Raw genomic sequence first — 20,810 nt, 5'->3', positions numbered from 1 at the left:
CTACACCACCATCAACTGATGATTCGCCAGTAAGGTGGCGAGGTCGGTATGCACGCCCGTCAGCGTGACCACGTTAGTTGTCGCAAAGCCGCCGCCCGTGCCGTCACGGTCGATCTGCACGATGGTGTCGCTGCCGCTCTGGGTAACTTTGACAAAATCACCGATGTTTCCGGCCTGCGCATCCAGCGTTGCCACACCGTTGACATAGCTGGCTTTGCCGTTTCCGGTGTAGCCGCTGCCCTGTAACAGTTCACGAATATCTATGCGATCGGTGTCGGCGGTGCCTTCCCAAGTGCCTACCGTAAAGCCATTCACCACGTCCGAACCGTTGCCCCCGGTGGCGTCACTGGCGCTGAGCAGTTTATAGAGCAAGGTGTCATGGCCGCCGTTGCCGATGTTGAGCGTGTCGTTGCCGCCGCGCCCTTCCAGTTGGTTATCGCCGCTGCTGCCGGTCAGAGTGTCATTAAAATTCGAGCCGGAAATCCCTTCGATATTGGTAAATGTCGAGGTATTAAAACCGGTGGCCTGGGCGGTAGTGACGCTTAAGTTAGCGGTGACGCCCACCGTTGAGAGACGGAAATCGACCACGTCCATGCCGCCGTTCGCAAGCCACGTTCCGGTGCCGGAGCTGTACACCCAGCCGCCGGAGCCGTCGTAGGTGTCGGTGCCTGCGGTGGCGAAGAAGGTGTCGTTATAGCCAGTGCCGACAAACTTGCCGTTGTTGCTCGCCGTACCTGCTTCAGCACTGAGGTCGTAAGCGTGAGTAGCATCGGTGGCCTGTAAGCCGCCCCAGCTGGTATTCACCGTCTGGTCGATATTGCTGGCGGTAGTGCCGGTGGATTTGATCAGCACCGCGTTGTAGGTTTCTCCCGCGTTAAGTCCGTAGAAGTTGACCAGCGCCGAGGTGTCGTTAACGCCCATCCCCGACTGCGGGTTGATGATTTGTGTGGCAACCAGCACGCCCGCCGAGTTGTACAGCTTCACGGTATTGCCGTAATAGACGTTAATACCGTTAGGATCGGTGATACGCAGGTGCAGCGAGGTGCCGTAGCTCACCGTGTTAGTGTTACGGATCAGGAACACGCTGCCCGACTGTTTGGTTACCAGCACATCCACCGCGCCGTCCCAGTCGTAGTCCATTGCCGCCACGCCGCTGGTGGTGCCGCTCTGGCTGCCACCGAGTGCCGATTGTGTCCAGTTACTGGCGTTACTGACGTTGGTATAAAGATACGACTGCCCGGTCTGGGCGATACGGGCGATGTCCATTAACCCGTCATGATCCCAGTCGACGGCCAGGCTGAATTGACTGGCGTAGGTGGTTGCCGTCGCGCCGACCGCCACCGGGCTACCCAGCACGCCGTTGGTGTTGAATAACAGCGAGCCGTAGTTAGCTCTTCCCTGGCTGGCGGGCAGGAAGAGATCCATATCGCCGTCACCATCGAAATCGGCCCATGTCATGGAAACGGATGTCGAGTTCCCCCCCGAGCCGGGACTACTGAGGAAAGTATTGACGGTGTTTTGTCCCCAGACGAAGGTGCCATTGCCCTGACTTATCAACGATGAGAGGGTGAAGTTGTTGTTCAGGTTGAAAGTGTGCTGAACCAGATCAATTCTGCCGTCATTGTTCAGATCGACACCGGAACCTTCGTTGAGTGACAGATACCCCGTCACCGCCCCACCGACCGTAGCACTCCCCCCGTTATTAGCAGTGGTCGAGTTGCCTGTCAGGGTGCCGGCGTTGTTCCACAGGAAAGTGTTGGAGTCCGGCCCCCCGGCGTCGCCAATCCAGAAATCAAGATAACCGTCGCCCTCTTTATCAAACGCCACAATCGAGCCATACCACGTCAGGGTGCCAACGTTCACCTGGATGGCGCTGGAAAACGTACCATCGCCGTTATTAGTAAAGCCGTTGATATACCCCGTGCCGTAGTCATCACGGGTAATAAACAGATCGCCCGTACCGTTACGGTTGTAATCGGCGATGGAGCTGGTGGCATAGTTGTTGCCACTTTGCACCAGCGTCAGGGCGGTTTTCGACCAGGTGAGCGGATCGGTGGATTGCATAATTTGCTGGTTGGCCAGCACTGTCCACATCCCGTGTGTGTCGAGGCCGTAGGTCAGCCCCCATGCGGTGGATTTGCTGGCGGTGGTCCAGGTCGGTGTGTAATCAATCGCTGCGTTAACCGTTACCGTGCCAGTGCTGACGTTAGCGGTGTTACCGTTACCCGCCGAGCTTTTCACCTGCGCGGTGACGTTATAGGCGGTCGCAGACGCCGCCAGCGCGTCGGTATCCGGCAGTTGCACATACCAGGTGTTGTGCGCCGGATCGACCACCACCGCACCGCCCGGCTGCGAGGTGTAGGTTTTGCCGTTGATCACCACTTCAACATACTGTCCGCTGGCGAGTGCCGCGGTGAGTACGCCGCTGATAATCGGCGTGGTATCGCGTGTGGTTTGATTGGTGATTTGCGCAAGCGTCGTCGGAATAGAGGTATCGACCGTCAGAACAAAATCGCTGGAGGAGGTGATATTCCCCGCCAGATCCACCACACGCGCACTGTAGGTATAGGCACCGCTGACCAGACCACTGTCGCTGTAAGTCCAGTTCAGCGCGCCGACCATCGTTACCGCACCTAACAGCAGACCGTTACGGTAGAGGTAAACGACTTCACCGCTGGCAAGCGGCGCAGAGAGCACGCCATTGAGCAACGGCGTGGTGTCGTCGGTGGCCTGCGAATTGCTAAACGTCCCCTGCCGCTGCCCGACATCATCGGTATACGACACAATGGTCGGCGTGGCGGTGGGGTTAATCGTATCGACCACCACCGTTTTCGATACCACCGGGCCTGTATTTCCCGCCAGATCCAGCACCCGTACCTGATAAATGTAGCTGCCGTCGGTCAGCGTGCGGCTGTCAGTGTAAGTCCACTGCGTACCGTTGGTGGTGAGCGTGGTCCAGGTCGCGCCGCCATCGAGGCTAATCTGCGCCACTTCGCCGCTGGCAAGCCCCGCCCCCAGCGAACCGGTCAGCGTGAGCGTGGTATCGCTGGTGATAAAGTCGGTGGCCGAACTCCCCGTATCGGTGCTGATGCTGGCGATGGTGAGCACCTGCGCCGGGTTAACGGTGTCAATCTGCGCCGACTGGCTGCCGGTTGCGCCAACGTTGCCCGCTAAATCAACCACCCGCACCTGCCAGGTGGTGGTGCCGTTGGTCAGCGTACGCCCGTCCACATATGTCCAGTTCAGACCGTCTGCGGCAACGGTCACGTTCACCCAGGTTGCGCCGTTGTCGGTACTGATTTGCGCGAACTCATTAGCGCCGAGCGCCGCGCCCAGCACGCCGCGCACGGTAAGCGTGGTGTCGCTGGTAATAAAATCGCTGCTGCTGGCTCCGGTGTCATCGCTGATACCGGTAATAGTGATGCTTTTCGCCGCTTCCGGGCTGATGGTGTCAACCACCACGTTTTGCGTCGCGGTCTGCCCGACATTCCCCGCCAGATCCACCACCCGCACCGTGTAGTTCCATGTGCCGTCGGTGAGCGTGCGACCATCGGCATAGCTCCAGCTGGTGCCGATAACGGTTAACGTAGTCCAGGTAACGCCACCATCAAGGCTGATTTGCGCCCGTTCATCTGCCGCCAGCGCCGCGCCGAGCGTCCCGCGCACGGTCAGCGTAGTGTCACGGGTCACAAAATCGCTGCTGCTTAACCCGGTGTCATCGCTGATGCCCGCAATGACGATGGTTTTGCTCGCCAGCGGCGCGGTGGTATCCACGGTGACTATCTGGCTGGCGGTCGCGCCGATATTTCCGGCGGTGTCGATCACCCGTACCTGATAGTTGTAGTTACCGTCGGTCAGCGTGCGCCCGTCAAGATAAGTCCAGGTTAATCCATTTACCGCCAGATTCTGCCAGGTGGTGCCGCCATCGATACTGATTTGCGCAAACTCACCAGCAGAGAGCGCCGCGCCGAGCGTACCACTCACCGCAAGCGTCGTGTCGCTGGTGACAAAATCATTAGTAATCAGACCTGTATCGGTGGTGATCGCGCTAATGGCGATGGTTTTCACCGCGGGATCTGGCGCAGTAGTGTCGATCACCACATTCTGGCTATCAGTCGCCCCGACGTTGCCCGCCGCATCAATCACCCGCACCTGATAGAGATAGTTACCATCGGTCAGCGTGCGGCTGTCGTTATAGCGCCAGGTCGTGCCAGTAACGGTAAGCGTGCTCCAGGTTACACCGCCGTCGATACTGATTTGCGCCGTCTCGTTACTGGCAAGCGCGGCGGTGAGTGAGCCGTTGACCACCACCGGGCTGACGCTGGTGATAAAGTCGCTGGCGCTAAGGCCAGTGTCGGCTTGCAGGGAATCAATATTAATGCCCATCGCCGGGGCGCTGAGATCGACGGTAATGGTGTGATTGCTGCTACCGATGTTGCCAATGGCATTGCTCACCGAAGCGTTAATCACATAGGCATTGCCGTCCGCCAGCGCGGTGACATCGGCGCTGCCGAGGGTGTAGCTCCAGCTACCACCGGTCTGTACCGTGGTGGTGTAGGTTTTGCCATTTAAGGTCAGGGTCAGCGTCTGCCCGACCGGTGCGGTCGTGGTGCCGCTGATAACCAAAGACGCGCCGTGTTCCGCCGCGTTCACTACATCATCGCCCGCAAGGGTGTTAATGGTGACGGTGGGGACGTCGCCATTCAACGTCACGCCACGGCTGGCGCTACCGGGGTTTCCGGCCTGATCGCTGACCGTCGCGCTGATGATGTAGCTGCCGTCGCTTAATCCGGCAAACTGCTGCGCCGGAATAAATACCGACCAGCTTCCGCCACTGCCGACCGTTGCAGTCCAGCTCTGTCCGTTAAAGGTGACGGTGACAGTCTGACCTACTTCGGCGGTGGTGGTGCCGCTGATAGTCTGCCCGGCAAGCTGTTCGGCGTTGTTGATAATATCGTCACCCGCCACCGTAGCGATGGTGACCGTCGGCGCAACGGTGTCAACAGTCAGGGCGTGCGTGGTTTGACCGGGGTTACCCGCACGGTCGTTCACACTGGCGGTGATGGTCTGCGCGCCTTGCCCGAGTGCTGCCAGATCCGCCACAGGCACGTTCAGCGCCCAGGTGCCATTGGCGGCAACCGTAGCGGTATAGGTTTTGCCGCCAAAGGTGACAGTGACCGTCTGTCCCACTTCCGCGCTGGTCGAGCCGTTAAGGGTTAACGGCTGCTGCTGTTCGGCGGCGTTGAGTCGATCGTCCGTCGAAACGGTGTTGATGCTGATAACCGGCGCGGTGAGATCTACCGCCACGCTGCGCGAGGCCGTGGCGCTGTTTCCTGCGCTGTCCTGGGCGGAGGCGCTAACCGTGTAGCTGGTGCCATCCGCCAGTGCCGCGACGTCTGCCGCCGACACATTCACGCTCCAGCTCCCGTTGTTCTGAATGGTGGCGCTGTAGCCCTTGCCATTAAGCAACACGGTCACCACCGTGCCTGTCGCGAAATTAGTGCCAGTGCCGCTCAGGGTCAGCGCACTGCCTGCTTCGGCGGCGTTAATAATATTATCGCCACTGATGGTGCTGACTGAGAGCGACACCACCGCCGTATTGACCTGCACGTTGTGCGTCTGCGTGCTGCTGTTGCCTGCGCTGTCGGTGATGGTGGCGCTGATGGTCACCGTGCCGTCTGCAAGGCCGGAAACCACGTTGGCTGGCACGCCAACGCTCCAGTTGCCGCTGGCATCGGTGCTGGTGACATACTGCTGCCCGGCGATGGTCACCACCAGGCGGTCACCCGCCACCGCGCCCGTGGCGGTGCCGCTGATAATCTGCGCCTGAGAGTGTTCGACGTTGTTAATCACGTCATCGCCTGCCACGGTGTTGAAGCTGATGACGGGCGCGGTGGTATCGACGGTGACGCCTTTGCTGGCGCTGCCAGGGTTACCCGCCAGATCGCTGACCGTGGCGGTCAGGGTGTAGCCGTTATTGGCAAGTGCGGTTAAGTCACTGGCAGGCAGCGTTAAGCTCCAGCTGCCGTCTGCCTGCACCGTGGTCTGGTAGTTAGTGCCGTTTAGCGTGACGGTGAGCGTTTGCCCGGTTTCCGCGGTGCTGGTGCCGGACACCGTGACGCCCGCCGCCGCTTCGCTGGCGTTGATGATGTTATCGCTGGCAATGGTGTTGATGGTCACCGTTGGCGCGGCGCTATCGACGCTGTATTCATGCGTTGCCGTGGCGCTGTTGCCGTTGACGTTAGTCACCCGCACCTGGGCGCTGGCATCGCCGTCACGCAGAGCCGCCAAATCCGCAGTCGGAACGGTGGTGCTCCAGCTACCGTTTGCCGCCACCGTGGTGGTGTAGGTTTTGCCGCCAAAGGTAATAGTAACGGTTTGCCCCGCTTCGACGCCGGACGTGCTGCCGGAAAGCGTTAGCGCCGCGCCTTTTTCGGCGGCGTTAATCACATCATCAGGGGTAATAGCGTTAATGCTGATGGCAACGGTAGTGAGATCAACGCTCACCGGATGGATAATGCTGGTTTGCGTTCCGGCACTGTTCGCGCCGCTAACGCTAATATTCAGCGTTCCCGCAGGCCAGTTACTGACATCCGCCGCCGGAACGCCGACGCTCCAGGTGCCGTTCGCCAACACCGTGGCGGCATAAGTTTGGTTATTTATCACCACGGTCAGCGCCGTGCCTGCCGTAAAGCCGGAGCTGCTCCCGGTAATCACCTGCGCCTGAGCGTGTTCGATGATATTGACCACATCATCGCCTGCGACGGTATCCACCCGCAGACCGGGCAGACTGGCATCGATGGTGATATCACGCATGCCGCTGCCGGTGTTGCCAACGGCGTTGGTCACCGAGGCATTAACCGTTAATTCACCGTTACCTAACGCCTGCCAGTCAGCGGCTGGTACGCTTACATTCCAGCTTAAATCAGCCTGGATGGTGGCGGTGTAAGTTTTACCACCCAGTTCAACGGTGACGGTGCTGCCCGCCGCCGCACCGGTTACCTGGCCGCTGATAGTTTGCGCGCTGCCCGCCTCTGAAGCGTTGATAATATCGTCCATCGCCACCGGATTAATGGTGACGCCCGGCAGCGCGGTATTGACCTGTACGTTATGGCTGGCGGTGCTGCTGTTGCCCTGGGCGTTGGTGACGCTCGCCGTCACGCTATATGTCGCTTCGCCCAGTGCACTGACCGCCGAGGCAGGCACGGTAACGCTCCAGTTGCCGGAGGCGTCGGTAGTGGCGCTGTAGTTTTGTCCATTCAGCGTGACGGTGATCGCCGTGCCCGCAGGCTGATCGCTGGTGCCGGAAAGCGCCAGATTCGATCCTTTTTCCGTCGCGTTGATCACGTCATCGCCCGCGATGGTGTTGATGCTAATCGCTGGCGCGGTGAGGTTAACGGTGACGGTTCGGCTGGCGTCGTCGCTGTTGCCCGCCCGATCGCTGACGCTGGCGGTGATGGTCTGTGCGCCGCTACTGAGTGCCGCAACATCCGCTGCTGGAACGCCAACGCTCCAGTTACCGGAGGCATCCAGCGTCGTGGTATATGTTTTGCCATTGAGCACAACGCTCACCACATCGCCCGCTTCCCCGCCCGTACTGGTACCGGAGATCACCAGCGCCTGGGCGTGTTCGGCGTCGTTAAGGATGTCATCGCCCGCCACGGTGTTAATGGTGAGAACCGGCGCGGTGGTGTCTATCGCCAGATTATGGCTGGCGCTGCCGGGGTTGCCCGCTTTGTCGTTGACCGTGGCGCTGACAGTGTAATTGCTTGCAGTCAGAGCGCCCAGGGCTGAAGTGGGAACGCTGACGCTCCAGCTACCATCCGCCTGTACAGTGCCGCTGTAGGTTGCACCGTTAAGAGTGACGGTGACCGTCTGCCCGGTTTCGGCGGTGCTGGTACCGCTGATGGTGAGCGGGCTTCCGGCCTCTGTGGCGTTAAGGATATCGTCGCTGGCGATGGTGTTTATGGTGAGCGTCGGTGCGCTGGCGTCAACGCTATACGCATGGGTCGCCGAGGCGCTGTTGCCGCTCGCGCTGCTAACGCTGGCCTGTACATTCGCCGCGCCGTCTGGCAGAGATGCCAGATCTGCCGCCGGAACATTCACGCTCCAGCTTCCGTTGGCGGCGATGCTTGCGGTGTAGGTTTTGCCGCCAAAAGTGACGGTGACGGTTTGCCCGTTTTCAATCCCACTGGTGCTGCCAGAAAGGGTCAGATTGGTGCCTTTTTCGGCGGCGTTAATCACGTCGTCGCTGGCAACGGTGTTGATGCTGATTGCCACCGCCGTTAAATCGACGGTGAACGGATGGCTGACGCTGACCGGGTTTCCGGCGCTGCTCTGGCCTGTTACGTCAACGGTTAACGGCCCCGCAGGCCATGCACCGACGCTTGCTGCTGGAATGCCGACGCTCCAGCTCCCGTCTGCCTGTACCGTGGCAGAATAAGCCACACTGTTGATGGTAACCGTCAGCACAGCACCTGCATTCAGGCCACTACTGCCACCAGCGATCACCAGTGCCTGACCATGCTCGATGCTGTTGACGATATCATCGCCCGCCACGGTATCCACCCGCAGCCCCGGCAGGTTGGCATCAATGGTGATATCCCGCGTGCCGCTGCCGGTGTTGCCATTCGCGTTGGTGACCGAGGCGGTAATGGTCAAATCACCATTTCCCAGCGCCTGGAGATCGGCTGCCGGAACGCTGATACTCCAGCTTAAGTTGCCCTGTACCGTGGTGGTGTAAGTGTTGCCGCCCAGCGTGACGGTAACCGTATCGCCAGCGGCGGCGCGGGTCACCCCCCCCGCTGATGGTTTGATCGGCCCCGGCTTCGGCGGCGTTGATAATATCGTCGCCTGCCACGGTATTGATGGTGACGCCTGGCAGGCCGCTGTCGACCAGTAAATTCGCCTGGCTGCTGGCGGTGTTGCCTGCCGCACTGGTGGCGCTGGCGCTGACCGTATAGTTAGCCTGGCCTAAGGCCGCCAGATCGCTCACCGGCACGGTTAACGTCCAGTTGCCCGCCGCGTCGGTGGTAGCGTTATAGTTGTGACCGTTGAGCGTGACGGTGACCTGTGCGCCGGTCGTCAACCCCGTACTGCCGCCGCTGATGGTCAACGGCTGGCCTTTTTCATCGGCGTTCAGGACGTTATCGCTGCTGATGGCGTTAAAGGTAATGGTCGGCAGCCCGGTATTGACTGTCACCTGATGGCTGGCGCTGCCGCTGTTTCCTCCGACATCAGTGACGCTGGCGTTAATGGTCACCGTGCCGTTTGCCAGTGTCGAAACAACGCTTGCCGGGACGCCGACGCTCCAGTTGCCGCTGGCATCCAGCACCGTGGTGAAGGTATTTGAGCCGATAGTCACCGTCACGGTGCTACCGGTTGCCGCTCCCGTGGAAGAGCCACTGATGATCTGCGCCTGGGCGTGTTCCGTCGCATTGATCACATCATCGCCTGCCACCGTGTTGATGGTGACGACCGGAACGGAAGTATCCACCGTCAGGTTGTGGTTAACCGAGGTCGGGTTTCCGGCCTTGTCGCTCACCGCCGCGCTGACGGTGTAGTTGCTGGCGGTCAGGGCGCTTAAGTCGGCTGGCGGTACGCTGATACTCCAGCTGCCGTCCGTTTGTACCGTGCCAGTATAGTTTGCGCCATTGAGCGTGACGGTCACCGTCTGCCCGGCTTCCGCCGTGCTGCTGCCGGTGATGGTCAGCGCCGCACCCGCTTCGGCGGCGTTAAGAATATCGTCGCCCGCAATGGTGTTAATGGTCACCGTTGGCGCGGTGGCATCGACGCTGTAAGCGTGGGTAGTGGTGGCACTGTTGCCGTTAACGTTGCTGACGCTGGCCTGCGCGCTGGCATCACCATCACGCAGGGCTGCCATATCCGCCGCCGGAACCGTGGTGCTCCAGGAACCATTCGCCGCGACACTTGCAATATAGGTTTTACCGCCAAAGGTCACGGTGACCGTTTGCCCGGCCTCCACGCCAGAGGTGCTGCCGGAGAGCGTTAATGCCGCGCCTTTTTCAGCTGCGTTAATCACATCATCGGCGGTAATGGCGTTGATGCTGACCGCCACCGCCGAGAGATCGACTGTCACCGGATGCGTAACGCTCACCGGGTTTCCGGCTGTAGTGCTGCCGCTCGCCGTAATCGTCACCGCCCCCGCAGGCCAGGCGCTGACATCCACCGCCGGAACGCCGACGCTCCAGGTGCCATCCGCCAGCACTGCCGCAACATAGGTTTGCCCGTTAATGGTCAGCGTGACATTGCTACCCACCGCCAGCCCAGAGCTGCTGCCGGTTATCACCAGCGCCTGACCATGCTCGATGATATTGACCACATCATCGCCCGCCACGGTATCGACCCGCAGACCGGGGAGATTCGCGTCTATGGTGATTTCGCGCGTGCCGTTACCGGTATTGCCTACGCTGTTCGTTACCGAAGCCGAAATGGTCAGCTCTCCGTTGCCCAACGCCTGTAACGCCGAAGCCGGAACATCGACACTCCAGCTTAAGTCTGCCTGTACCGTAGCGGTGTAAGTCGCCCCACCGAGCGTCACGGTCACCGTATCGCCCGCCGCGGCCCTCGTGACCTGCCCGCTGATAGTTTGAGTTGCCCCCGCTTCGGCGGCGTTAATAATATCGTCCGTTGCCACAACGTTAATGGTGACGCCCGGTAGCGCGGTATTAACCTGCACGTTATGGCTGGCGGAACCGCTATTGCCATCAACATCGGTTGCGGCGGCAGTCACCGTATAAGTCGCTTCACCGAGCGTACCAACCGCAGACGCCGGAACAGTCACGCTCCAGTTCCCGGAAGCATCGGCAGTGGTGGTGTAATTTTGCCCGTTGAGCGTAACAGTTACCTGCGTGCCCGCAGGCTGGTTGCTGGTGCCGGAAATCGACAGATCCGCGCCTTTCTCCGTGGCGTTGATGATGTCATCGACGGCGATGGTGTTAATGGCGAGTATCGGTGCACCGAGCGCCACGCTGACAGTGTGCGAGGCCGTGCCGCTGTTGCCTGCGGAGTCGGTAACCGTGGCGGTAATGGTCACATCGCCCTGGGCCAGCGCGGAAATCACGCTGGCAGGCACACCGATGCTCCAGTTGCCGTTGGCGTCCAGCACGGTGGTGTAGGTGGTCGTGCCAATCGTCACGGAAACCGTGTTACCCGTCGTCGCGCCCGTTGCCGAGCCGCTGATAATCTGCGCCTGAGCATGTTCCGTGGCGTTAATGATGTCATCGCCCGCTACCGTGTTAATGGTGACGACCGGAGCGGCAAGATCCACCGTCAGGTTATGCGTTGCCGAGGTTGGGTTGCCCGCTTTGTCGCTGACCGCCGCGCTCACCGTATAGGGGCTGGCGGTAAGGTCGGCTAAATCGCCAGTTGGTACGCTGACGCTCCAGCTCCCGTCTGCCTGCACGTTGCCGCTGTAATTGACGCCGTTTAGCGTCACGGTCACTGTCTGCCCGGCTTCTGCGGTGCTGGTGCCGCTGATGGTCAGCGCCGATCCCGCTTCGGCGGCATTAAGAATATCGTCGCTGGCGATGGTGTTGATAGTAACGGAGGGCGCGGTGGCATCGACGCTATAAACATGCGTTGCCTGGGCGTTGTTACCCGCGACGTTGCTGACGCTGGCCTGGATGTTTGCTGCGCCATCCGGCAAGGTTGCGAGATCGGCGGCTGGGATCGTCAGCCCCCAGGTATTATCCGCGGCAACCGTGGTGGTGTAGCTTTTGCCACCGAAAATAACGGTAATAGTCTGCCCCGCTTCCACATCTGAGGTGGTGCCGGAAAGCTGCAAATCAGTGCCTTTCTCGGCGGCGTTTATCACATCGTCAGTGGAAAGGGTGTTGATGGTAATCGCCACGGCCGCAAGATCGACGGTCACCGGATGAGTAATGCTGGTTGTGGTTCCGGCAGTGTTAGTGCCAGAGACGGCAATATTGACCGTCCCCGCAGGCCAGTTTGTGACATCTGCCGCCGGAACACCGACGCTCCAGGTGCCATCGGCGAGTACCGTTGCGCCATAGGTGACGCCGTTGATAACTACCGTCAACGCCGCCCCCGCCGCCAGTCTGCTACTGCTACCGGTGACCACCAGTGCCTGAGTGTGCTCAATGCTGTTAATCACATCATCGCCTGCCACGGTATCGACCCGCAGACCTGGCAAGTTGGCGTCTATCACGATATCGTGCGTCGCGGTGCCGGTATTATTTGCGGAATTGGTCACCGAGGCGCTGATGGTCAGTTCACCGTTACCCAGCGCCTGCAAATCTGCCGCAGGCACGCTGACGCTCCAGCTTAAATCTGGCTGCACGGTGGCAATGTATTGATTACCGCCGAGCGTGACAGTGACCGAATCTCCTGCTGCTGCCGTCCCCGTAACCTGTCCGCTGAGGGTCTGGTTAACGGCGATTTCAGCGGCGTTGATAATGTCATCACCCGCCACAGTATTAATGATTACCCCTGGCAGGAGCGATTCGACATTCACCGTATGGGTAGTACTACCGCTGTTACCCGCGCTGTCGGTGGCGCTGGCGCTAATCGAATAAACCGCCTCGCCCAGTGCGCCGACCGCCGAAGCCGGCACGGTAACGCTCCAGTTGCCGGAGCCGTCGGTGGTGGCGCTGTACGCCAGGCCGTTCAACATCACGGTGACCGTAGTGCCTGCCGCCAGGCCGCTGGAGACGCCGCTGATGATCAGATCCTGGGTCTTCTCCGCATTATTAATAATGTCATCACCGGAGACAGTGTTAATGGTCAGCGTCGGGCCACTGAGATCAACGGTCACGTCGTGAGTCGTGCTGTCGCTGTTGCCCGCGCGATCGCTCAGGCTGGCGGTGATGGTCTGGCTACCGGTTGCCAGTGCCGTGACATCCGCCGCCGGAATACCCACACTCCAGTTACCGGAGGCGTCCAGCGTTGTGGTGTAGTTTTTACCGTTCAGATTAACCGTGACCACATCGCCCGCCGCCGCGCCCGTACTGGTGCCGCTCACCACCAGCGCCTGACCATGTTCGATGGCGTTGATAATGTCATCGCCCGCGACGGTATTAATGGTGAGATCCGGCGCGGTAACGTCCACCGCCAGTGCATGATCCGCGCTTGCCGGGTTGCCCGCTTTGTCGCTCACCGTGGCGGTCACGGTATAACTGCTGGCGGTTAATCCGCTTAAATCTGTCGCCGGAACGTTCACACTCCAGGTGCCATCGGCCTGGACGGTAGTCTGGTACGTGTTGTTATTGAGCGTGACAGTCAGCGTCTGCCCGGCCTGCGCCGTGGTGGTGCCGCTGATGGTTATCCCCGCGCCCGCTTCACTCACGTTGAGAATATCGTCGCTGGCGATGGTGTTGATGGTCACAAGCGGCGCGGTGGCATCGACGCTGTACGCGCGATCGGCCTGGGCGCTGTTGCCGTTAATGTTGCTGACACTCGCCTGCACGTTGCCCGCGCCGTCCGGCAACGCAGCGAGATCGGCAGGCGGCACATTCACCGTCCAGCTACCGTTGGCTTCCACAGTGGTGGTGTAATTTTTACCGCCAAAGGTGACGGTCACCGTCTGCCCGGCTTCTACACCGCTGGTACTGCCGCTCACCACCAGCGTTTCGCCTTTTTCGACGGCATTGATCACATCATCGCCGGAGAGAGTGTTAATGGTTATGGCGACCGCCGCCAGATCGACGGTAACCGGATGGGTAATGGTGGAGGTTGTTCCGGCGCTGTTGGTGCCGCTTACCGTGATATCCACCGTACCCGCAGGCCAGTTGCTGACGTCTGCCGCCGGAACGCCGAGGTTCCATGTACCGTCAGCTAACACCGTGGCAGCGTAAGTGACGTTGTTAATCACGACCGTTAATGCCGTTCCTGCCGTCAGCCCGGTGCTGCTACCTGTTATCACCAGCGCCTGATTGTGCTCAAGGCTGTTAATAACATCATCGCCCGCCACGGTATCGACCCGCAAACCAGGCAGATTGGCATCGATCGTAATATCGCGCGAGCCGCTGCCGGTATTACCAACGTCATTGGTGACCGAGACGTTAACTGTCAGGTCGCCGTTACCCAGCGCCTGAATATCCGCCGCTGGAACGCTGACACTCCAGCTTAAATTAGCCTGCACCGTAGCGGTGTAGGTGTTGCCGCCCAGCGTGACGGTGACCGTATCGCCCGCCGCCGCGCCCGTCACCTGCCCGCTGATGGTTTGCGCACTGCCCGCTTCGGCGGCATTAATAATGTCATCGGTTGCCACTGCGTTAATGGTAACGCCAGGTAAGGCGCTGTTGACCAGCACATTATGGCTGGCGGAATTACTGTTGCCTGCCGTGTCGGTAACGCTCGCCGTTACCGTGTAGTTGGCTTCACCCAACGCGCTAGCTGCCGAGGCTGGAACCGTAGCGCTCCAGTTGCCACTGCTATCGGTGGTAGCGGTGTAATTTTGCCCGTTCAGCGTCACCGTTATTGTGGTGCCTGCGGGCTGATTACTGGTGCCGGTGATTTGCAGATCCGCGCCTTTTTCTGTGGCGTTAATCACGTCATCGCTGGCGATAGTGTTGATGCCAATGGTTGGCGCGGTGAGATTTACGGTGACCGTGCGGCTGGCATCATCGCTGTTGCCTGCCGTATCGGTAATTGCCGCAGTGATGGTTTGCGGGCCGCTGCCCAGCGCAGTGACGTCTGCTGCCGGAACGCCGACGCTCCAGTTGCCGGAGGCGTCCAGCGTGGTAGTGTAGGTTTTACTGTTTAACGTGATGGTGATGACATCGCCCGCTTCCCCGCCAGTACTGGAACCGGAGATCACCAGCGCCTGCCCGTGTTCGGCGGCATTAATGATGTCATCGCCGGAGACGGTGTTAATGGTTAAAACTGGCACGGTGAGATCCACCGCCAGGCCGTGAGTGGCGGTCGCCGGGTTACCCGCTTTGTCGCTTACCGAGGCGCTGACCGTGTACGGGCTGGCGGTCAGATTGCTGAGATCTGTTGTCGGCACGCTGACGCTCCAGCTACCGCCCGCCTGAACGGTGCCGATGTAAGCCACACCATTAAGCGTGACGGTTACCGTTTGCCCCGCTTCGGCGGTGCTGGTGCCGCTGATGGTTAACGGATTGCCCGCCTCAGCGGCGTTAAGAATATCGTCGGTGGCGATGGTGTTAATGGCAAGCGTCGGTGCCGTGGCATCGACGCTATAGGCGTGGGTTGCCGAAGCCGTGTTGCCGTTAATATTGCTGACACTGGCCCGTACCGTGGCGTCGCCGTCACGTAACGCGCTGAGATCGGCGGCGGGTACGGTGGTTGTCCAGCTGCCATCGCCCGCTACGGTAGCGGTATAGGTTTTGCCGCCAAAGGTGACGGTGACGGTTTGCCCCGCTTCCACGCCGGAAGTGCTGCCGGAAAGGGTTAAATCTGCCCCTTTTTCGGCGGCGTTAATCACATCGTCGCCGGAAACGGTGTTAATGGAGATCGCCACCGCCGCCAGATCGACGGTGACCGGATGGGTGATGGTGGAGGTTGTTCCGGCAGTGTTAGTGCCGCTTACCGTGATATCCACCGTCCCCGCAGGCCAGTTGCCCACGTCTGCCGCCGGAACGCCAACGCTCCATGTGCCATCGGCTAATACTGTCGCGCCATAGGTGACGTTATTGATCACCACCGTCAGCGCCGCGCCCGCCGCCAGCCCGCTGCTGCTACCGGTTATCACCAGTGCCTGACCGTGCTCGATGCTGTTGACCACATCATCGCCCGCCACGGTATCGACGCGCAGACCCGGCAGGTTGGCGTCTATCACAATATCGCGCGAACCGCTGCCAGTATTACCCACGCCGTTGGTTACCGAGGCGTTAACTGTCAGGTCGCCATTACCGATGGCCTGAATATCCGCCGCCGGAACGTCCACGCTCCAGCTAAAATTGCCCTGCACGGTAGCGGTGTAGGTTTTCCCGCCAAGCGTTACGGTAACCGTATCGCCCGCCGCCGCGCCCGTCACCTGGCCGCTGATGGTCTGCGCCACGCCCGATTCCGCCGCGTTAATAATATCGTCGGTCGCCACCGGATTAATGGTGACACCCGGCAGCGCGGTATTCACCTGCACGTTATGGCTGGCGGAATTGCTATTGCCCGCGCTGTCGGTGACGTTCGCCGTCACCGTGTAGCTGGCTTCGCCCAGCGCACCGACGGCAGAGGCTGGCACCGTGGTGCTCCAGTTGCCTGCGGCGTCCGTCGTGGCGGAGTAATTTTGCCCGTTAAGCGTCACCGTTATTGTGGTGCCTGTTGGCTGATTACTGGTGCCGGAAATTTGCAGATCCGCGCCTTTTTCGGTGGCGTTAATTATGTCATCGGTAGCGATGGTATTAATGCCAATAGTCGGCACGGTAAGGTTGACGGTGACCGTATGCGTCTCGTTGTCGCTGTTACCTGCCACATCGGTAACGGTGGCTGTCACGGTTTGCGGGCCGCTGCCCAGCGCAGAGACATCCGCAGCCGGAACGCCGACGCTCCAGTTTCCGGAGGCATCCAGCGTCGTGGTGTAGGTTTTACTATTTAGCGTGACGCTGACAACATCGCCCGCTTCTCCGCCGGTGCTGGAACCGGAAATCACCAGCGCCTGCCCGTGTTCGGCGGCGTTAATAATATCATCGCCCGCAATGGTGTTAATGGTCAGTACCGGAACGGTGAGATCCACCGCCAGATTATGCGTGGTGCTCGCCGGGTTGCCCGCTTTGTCATTGACCGTCGCCGTCAGGGTATGGCTGCCATCGGTCAGAGCGGCAAGATCTGCCGCCGGAATATTAATACTCCAGCTGCCGTCGGCCTGTACCGTTGCCTGATAGGTCTGCACAGTTGGGCTGTTAAGCGTTACCGTAACAATCTGCCCCGCTTCAGCGGTGGTGCTGCCGCTCACCGTCACGCCCGTATCGGCTTCGCTGGCGTTAACGATATTGTCGCTGGCAACGGTATTGATAATGATGGTTGGCGCGCTGCTGTCGACGCTGTAGTTATGCACCGCCGAGGCGCTATTGCCATTGATATTGCTGACGCTGGCCTGCGCGGAGGCGCTGCCCTCAGGTAATGCTGCCAGATCGGCGGCAGGAACGGTGGCAGTCCAGCTACCATCGCTCGCCACGCTGGCGGTGTAATTTTTCCCGCCAAAGTTGACGGTGACGGTTTGTCCTGGCTCTACATTAGTGGTGGTGCCGGAAAGGGTTAAATCAGCGCCTTTTTCTGCGGCGTTAATCACGTCGTCCGTGGCGATGGTGTTGATTGTGATCGCCGCCGGCGTGAGATCCACCGTTACCGGATGCGTAATGCTTATCGGATTTCCGGCGCTACTTTCCCCGGATACAGCAATAGACACCGTCCCCGCAGGCCAGGCGCTAACCTGCGCCGCCGTGACGCCCACGCTCCAGCTACCATCGGCCTGCACCGCAGTGGTGTATTCCACATTATTAATCGTAACTGTAAGCGGGGTGCCTTCAGCCAGCCCCGAGCTGCTGCCGGTGACCACCAGCGCCTGCCCGTGTTCGATGATATTGACCACATCATCGCCCGCTACCGTATCGACCCGCAGACCGGGCAGATTGGCGTCGATGGTGATATCCCGCGTGCCGCTGCCGGTGTTGCCGTTTTGATTGGTGACCGAGGCGCTCACCGTTAAATCACCATTACCCAGCGCCTGAATATCCGCCGCCGGAACGCTCACGCTCCAGCTTAAATTGGCCTGCACGGTGGCGGTGTAAGTATTACCGCCCAGCGTAACGGTTACCGTGTCGCCAACGGCAGCTCCGGTAACCTGCCCGCTGATGGTTTGCACTACGCCCGCTTCGGCGGCGTTAATAACATCGTCGGCTGCCACCGGGTTAATGGTCACGCCGGGCAGCGCGCTGTCGACCAGCACGTTATGGCTGGCGGTGGCGCTGTTGCCGATATCGCTGGTCACCGCCGCCGTTACCGTATAGTTGGCCTGGCCCAGTGCGGTTACCGCCGATGCCGGAACGGTGACGCTCCAGTTGCCGGAGGCGTCGGTCGTGGTGGTGTAATTTTGCCCGTTCAGCGTCACGGTGATGGCGGTATTAACAGGCTGATCGCTGGTGCCGGTAATCTGGAGATCGGCTCCTTTTTCGCTGGCGTTGATCACATCATCGCCCGCAATGCTGTTAATGCCGATAAGGGGCGCAGCGGTATTGACCGTGACAGTCAGTGACTGGCTGCCCGTGTTTCCTGCGCGGTCGGTTACCGAGACGCTGACAGGATAACTGCCGTCCACCAGTCCGCTGACAACGGAAGCCGGAACGCCCAGGCTCCAGTTGCCGGAAGCATCCACCACCGTGGTGTAATCCACATCATTCAGCGTAACGGTGACGATATCGCCCGCCTGAGCGCCAGTAACCGTGCCGCTGATGATTTGCGCCTGGGTATGTTCCGGCGTGTTAATGACGTTATCGGTCGCCACCGGATTAATGGTTACCACCGGCGGCGTGGCATCGACCAGCGCCACGCGTGAAACGCTGGTCGGGTTACCCGCGACATCGTTCACGCTCGCGGTCACCGTGGCGTTGCCGTCAGCCAGCGCGCCCACGTTGGCGGCGGGAACGGTCACGCTCCAGGTGCCATCTGACTGCACGACGCCCTGATAGGTCTGCCCATTAAGCGTGACGGTCACCGTCTGCCCCGGCTGAGCGTCGGTGGTGCCCGTGATTTGCAGATCCTGACCACTTTCGGCGGCGTTGATGATGTTATCGGCCGTCAGCGAGTCGATGCTTAAGGCCGGGGCCTGGCTGTCGACAGTAATGGTGCGGGAGGTGTTGCCGGTATTGCCGCTGAGATCCGTCACTGAAGCGGTAATCGCCACCGCGCCGTCAGGCAGATTTCCCATCGCGGCGGCAGGTACCGTCAGACTCCAGGAGCCATCGGCCTGTACGGTAGTGGTAAAACTCTGTCCAGCCAGGGTTACTGTGACGGTTTGTCCTGTCTCGGCCTGTTGAGTGCTACCGGTAAGGGTCAGTGGCGCACCTTTTTCCGCGCCACTGATAATGTCATCGCCGGAGACGGTGTTAATGGTGATCAACGGAGAAACACCGACCAGCGTGATTGCTCGAGACGCCGCGCCGGTATTTCCTGCAGCATCTGTCACGGTGACGAAAATCGTATTGGCTCCGCGATCCAGCGTGCGGGTTACCGCCGGGTCCAGTGCCACATTCCAGCTGCCATCTGCCAGCACGATGCCCGTCAGGACATGAGTGCCCAATTTCACCGTTACCGTATCGCCTGGAGAAGCACCGCTGACTTGTCCGGAGATGATCTGCGCGACGGCCTGCTCGGCATTATTAAGAATATCGTCGCCCGCCACGGTGTTAACGCTGACCACGGGTGCTGAGGTGTCTACCGTGAAATTCGCGCTGTTGCTGGTGGTGTTCCCTGCCCGATCGCTGACACTGGCATTGACAGCGTAGTTCCCCTCCGCCAGTGCCTGGACCTCCGTGGCAGGCAGCGTCACTTGCCAGGTTCCGTCGCTACCGACGGTTGCTGAATGGCTTTTCCCGTTGACGGTCAGGGTTACGGTTTGCCCCGCTTCTGCATTCGAAGTGCCGCTCAGTACCAGCGCGGCGTTATGTTCCGCAGCACTGACGATGTTGTCCTGAGCGATAGTGTTGATGGCAAGCGTTGGCGGTTGGGTATCGACCGTTAGCAGCTGCGCGCCAGTGACCGTATTGCCTGTGGCGTCTTTCCCACTGACCAGCACCGCCTGATTCCCTTCGCCTAACGCCTGTGCATCGGCGGTCGGCACCTGCACGCTCCAGGCACCGTTAGCGCCTACGCTGGTGGTGTAGGTTTTGCCGTTTAGCGTAACGGTGAGTTCTGTTCCCTGCGCCAGATGGCTACTGGTGCCAGAAAGCGTAAACCCGGCGGCCTGTTCGCTGGCGTTAATAATGTTATCGCCTGCGGTGGTGGCAACCTGCACGCTGGCCTGACTATTGTCGATGGTTAACGTTATCGAACCGGCGTCAGTGATGGTACTGCCGACAATTTGCACCACTGACCAGGTATGTTCACCTGCACTTTGCGTGGGTAACGAGACACTCCACTGACCGTTGTTGTCTACCTGAGTACTGGCAATAGTATTGCCGTTACTGTCTTTAATCTGAATAGTCGCCCCCGCCTGCCCGCTGCCGCTAAAGGTTGGCGTGGTATCATCGGTGATGTCATTGGTGGCGAGAATGCCGCGCTGATCGCCCTGATTATCGGTAACTAAAAATGATGGTGTGGCGTTGCCAGGCTCAGCGGGTGGCGTAGGGTTATTAATCACTTCCGTTTTCGAGTCGCCATCACCACCGCTTGCCAGCAGTGCACCAAGCGCACCACCACCTACCGCCGCCCCCGCCAGCCAACCCCACGGGAAGGCGCTGGTCTGAGCAACAGTATCAAGAAATGGCGCAATGCTTTCAATCGCAGTGGTCTGGGCAGTCAGTTCTACGGGGGCTAATCCACCCACAGCAGTATCGGCGAAGGTGACATGGGTTAGCTGTTGCCCATCGGCAAACACCAGTTCCGATTGTTCAGCTGTATTCGCCGCTTGCAGGAAATAACCGTTGCAGCGGATCACCGTGCCGTCCTGCATATAGATCAGCAGGTCATTTCCTTCACGGACGTAACGCGCAACGGCAGAGGCCTGAGCATGAACCTGCACCACGGAGGGCTCATAAATGACAACCGTAACGTCGCCAGGATTAATCAGCGTTTGTTTGACGGATGTTTTTCGCGAAATAACATCAATAATCAGGCTCATAATGGCATTCCTGATAAATGGCGCATATCCT

1 pseudogene is annotated in these 20,810 nt (G+C 60.0%); it reads right to left on the bottom strand.

The annotated features are described in order from the left end of the window. A pseudogene (siiEA, locus tag BGE37_RS10375) lies at nucleotides 1-20,779 on the bottom strand (BapA-related adhesin SiiEA). Between the last annotated feature and the right edge of the window lie 31 nt (nucleotides 20,780-20,810).

The sequence above is a fragment of the Escherichia sp. MOD1-EC6300 genome (assembly GCF_002965045.1).
GTDB lineage: Bacteria > Pseudomonadota > Gammaproteobacteria > Enterobacterales > Enterobacteriaceae > Escherichia > Escherichia coli_F.
The sequence above is the reverse complement of the archived record's forward strand: the minus strand, read 5'-3'. Positions and strand labels throughout refer to the sequence as shown.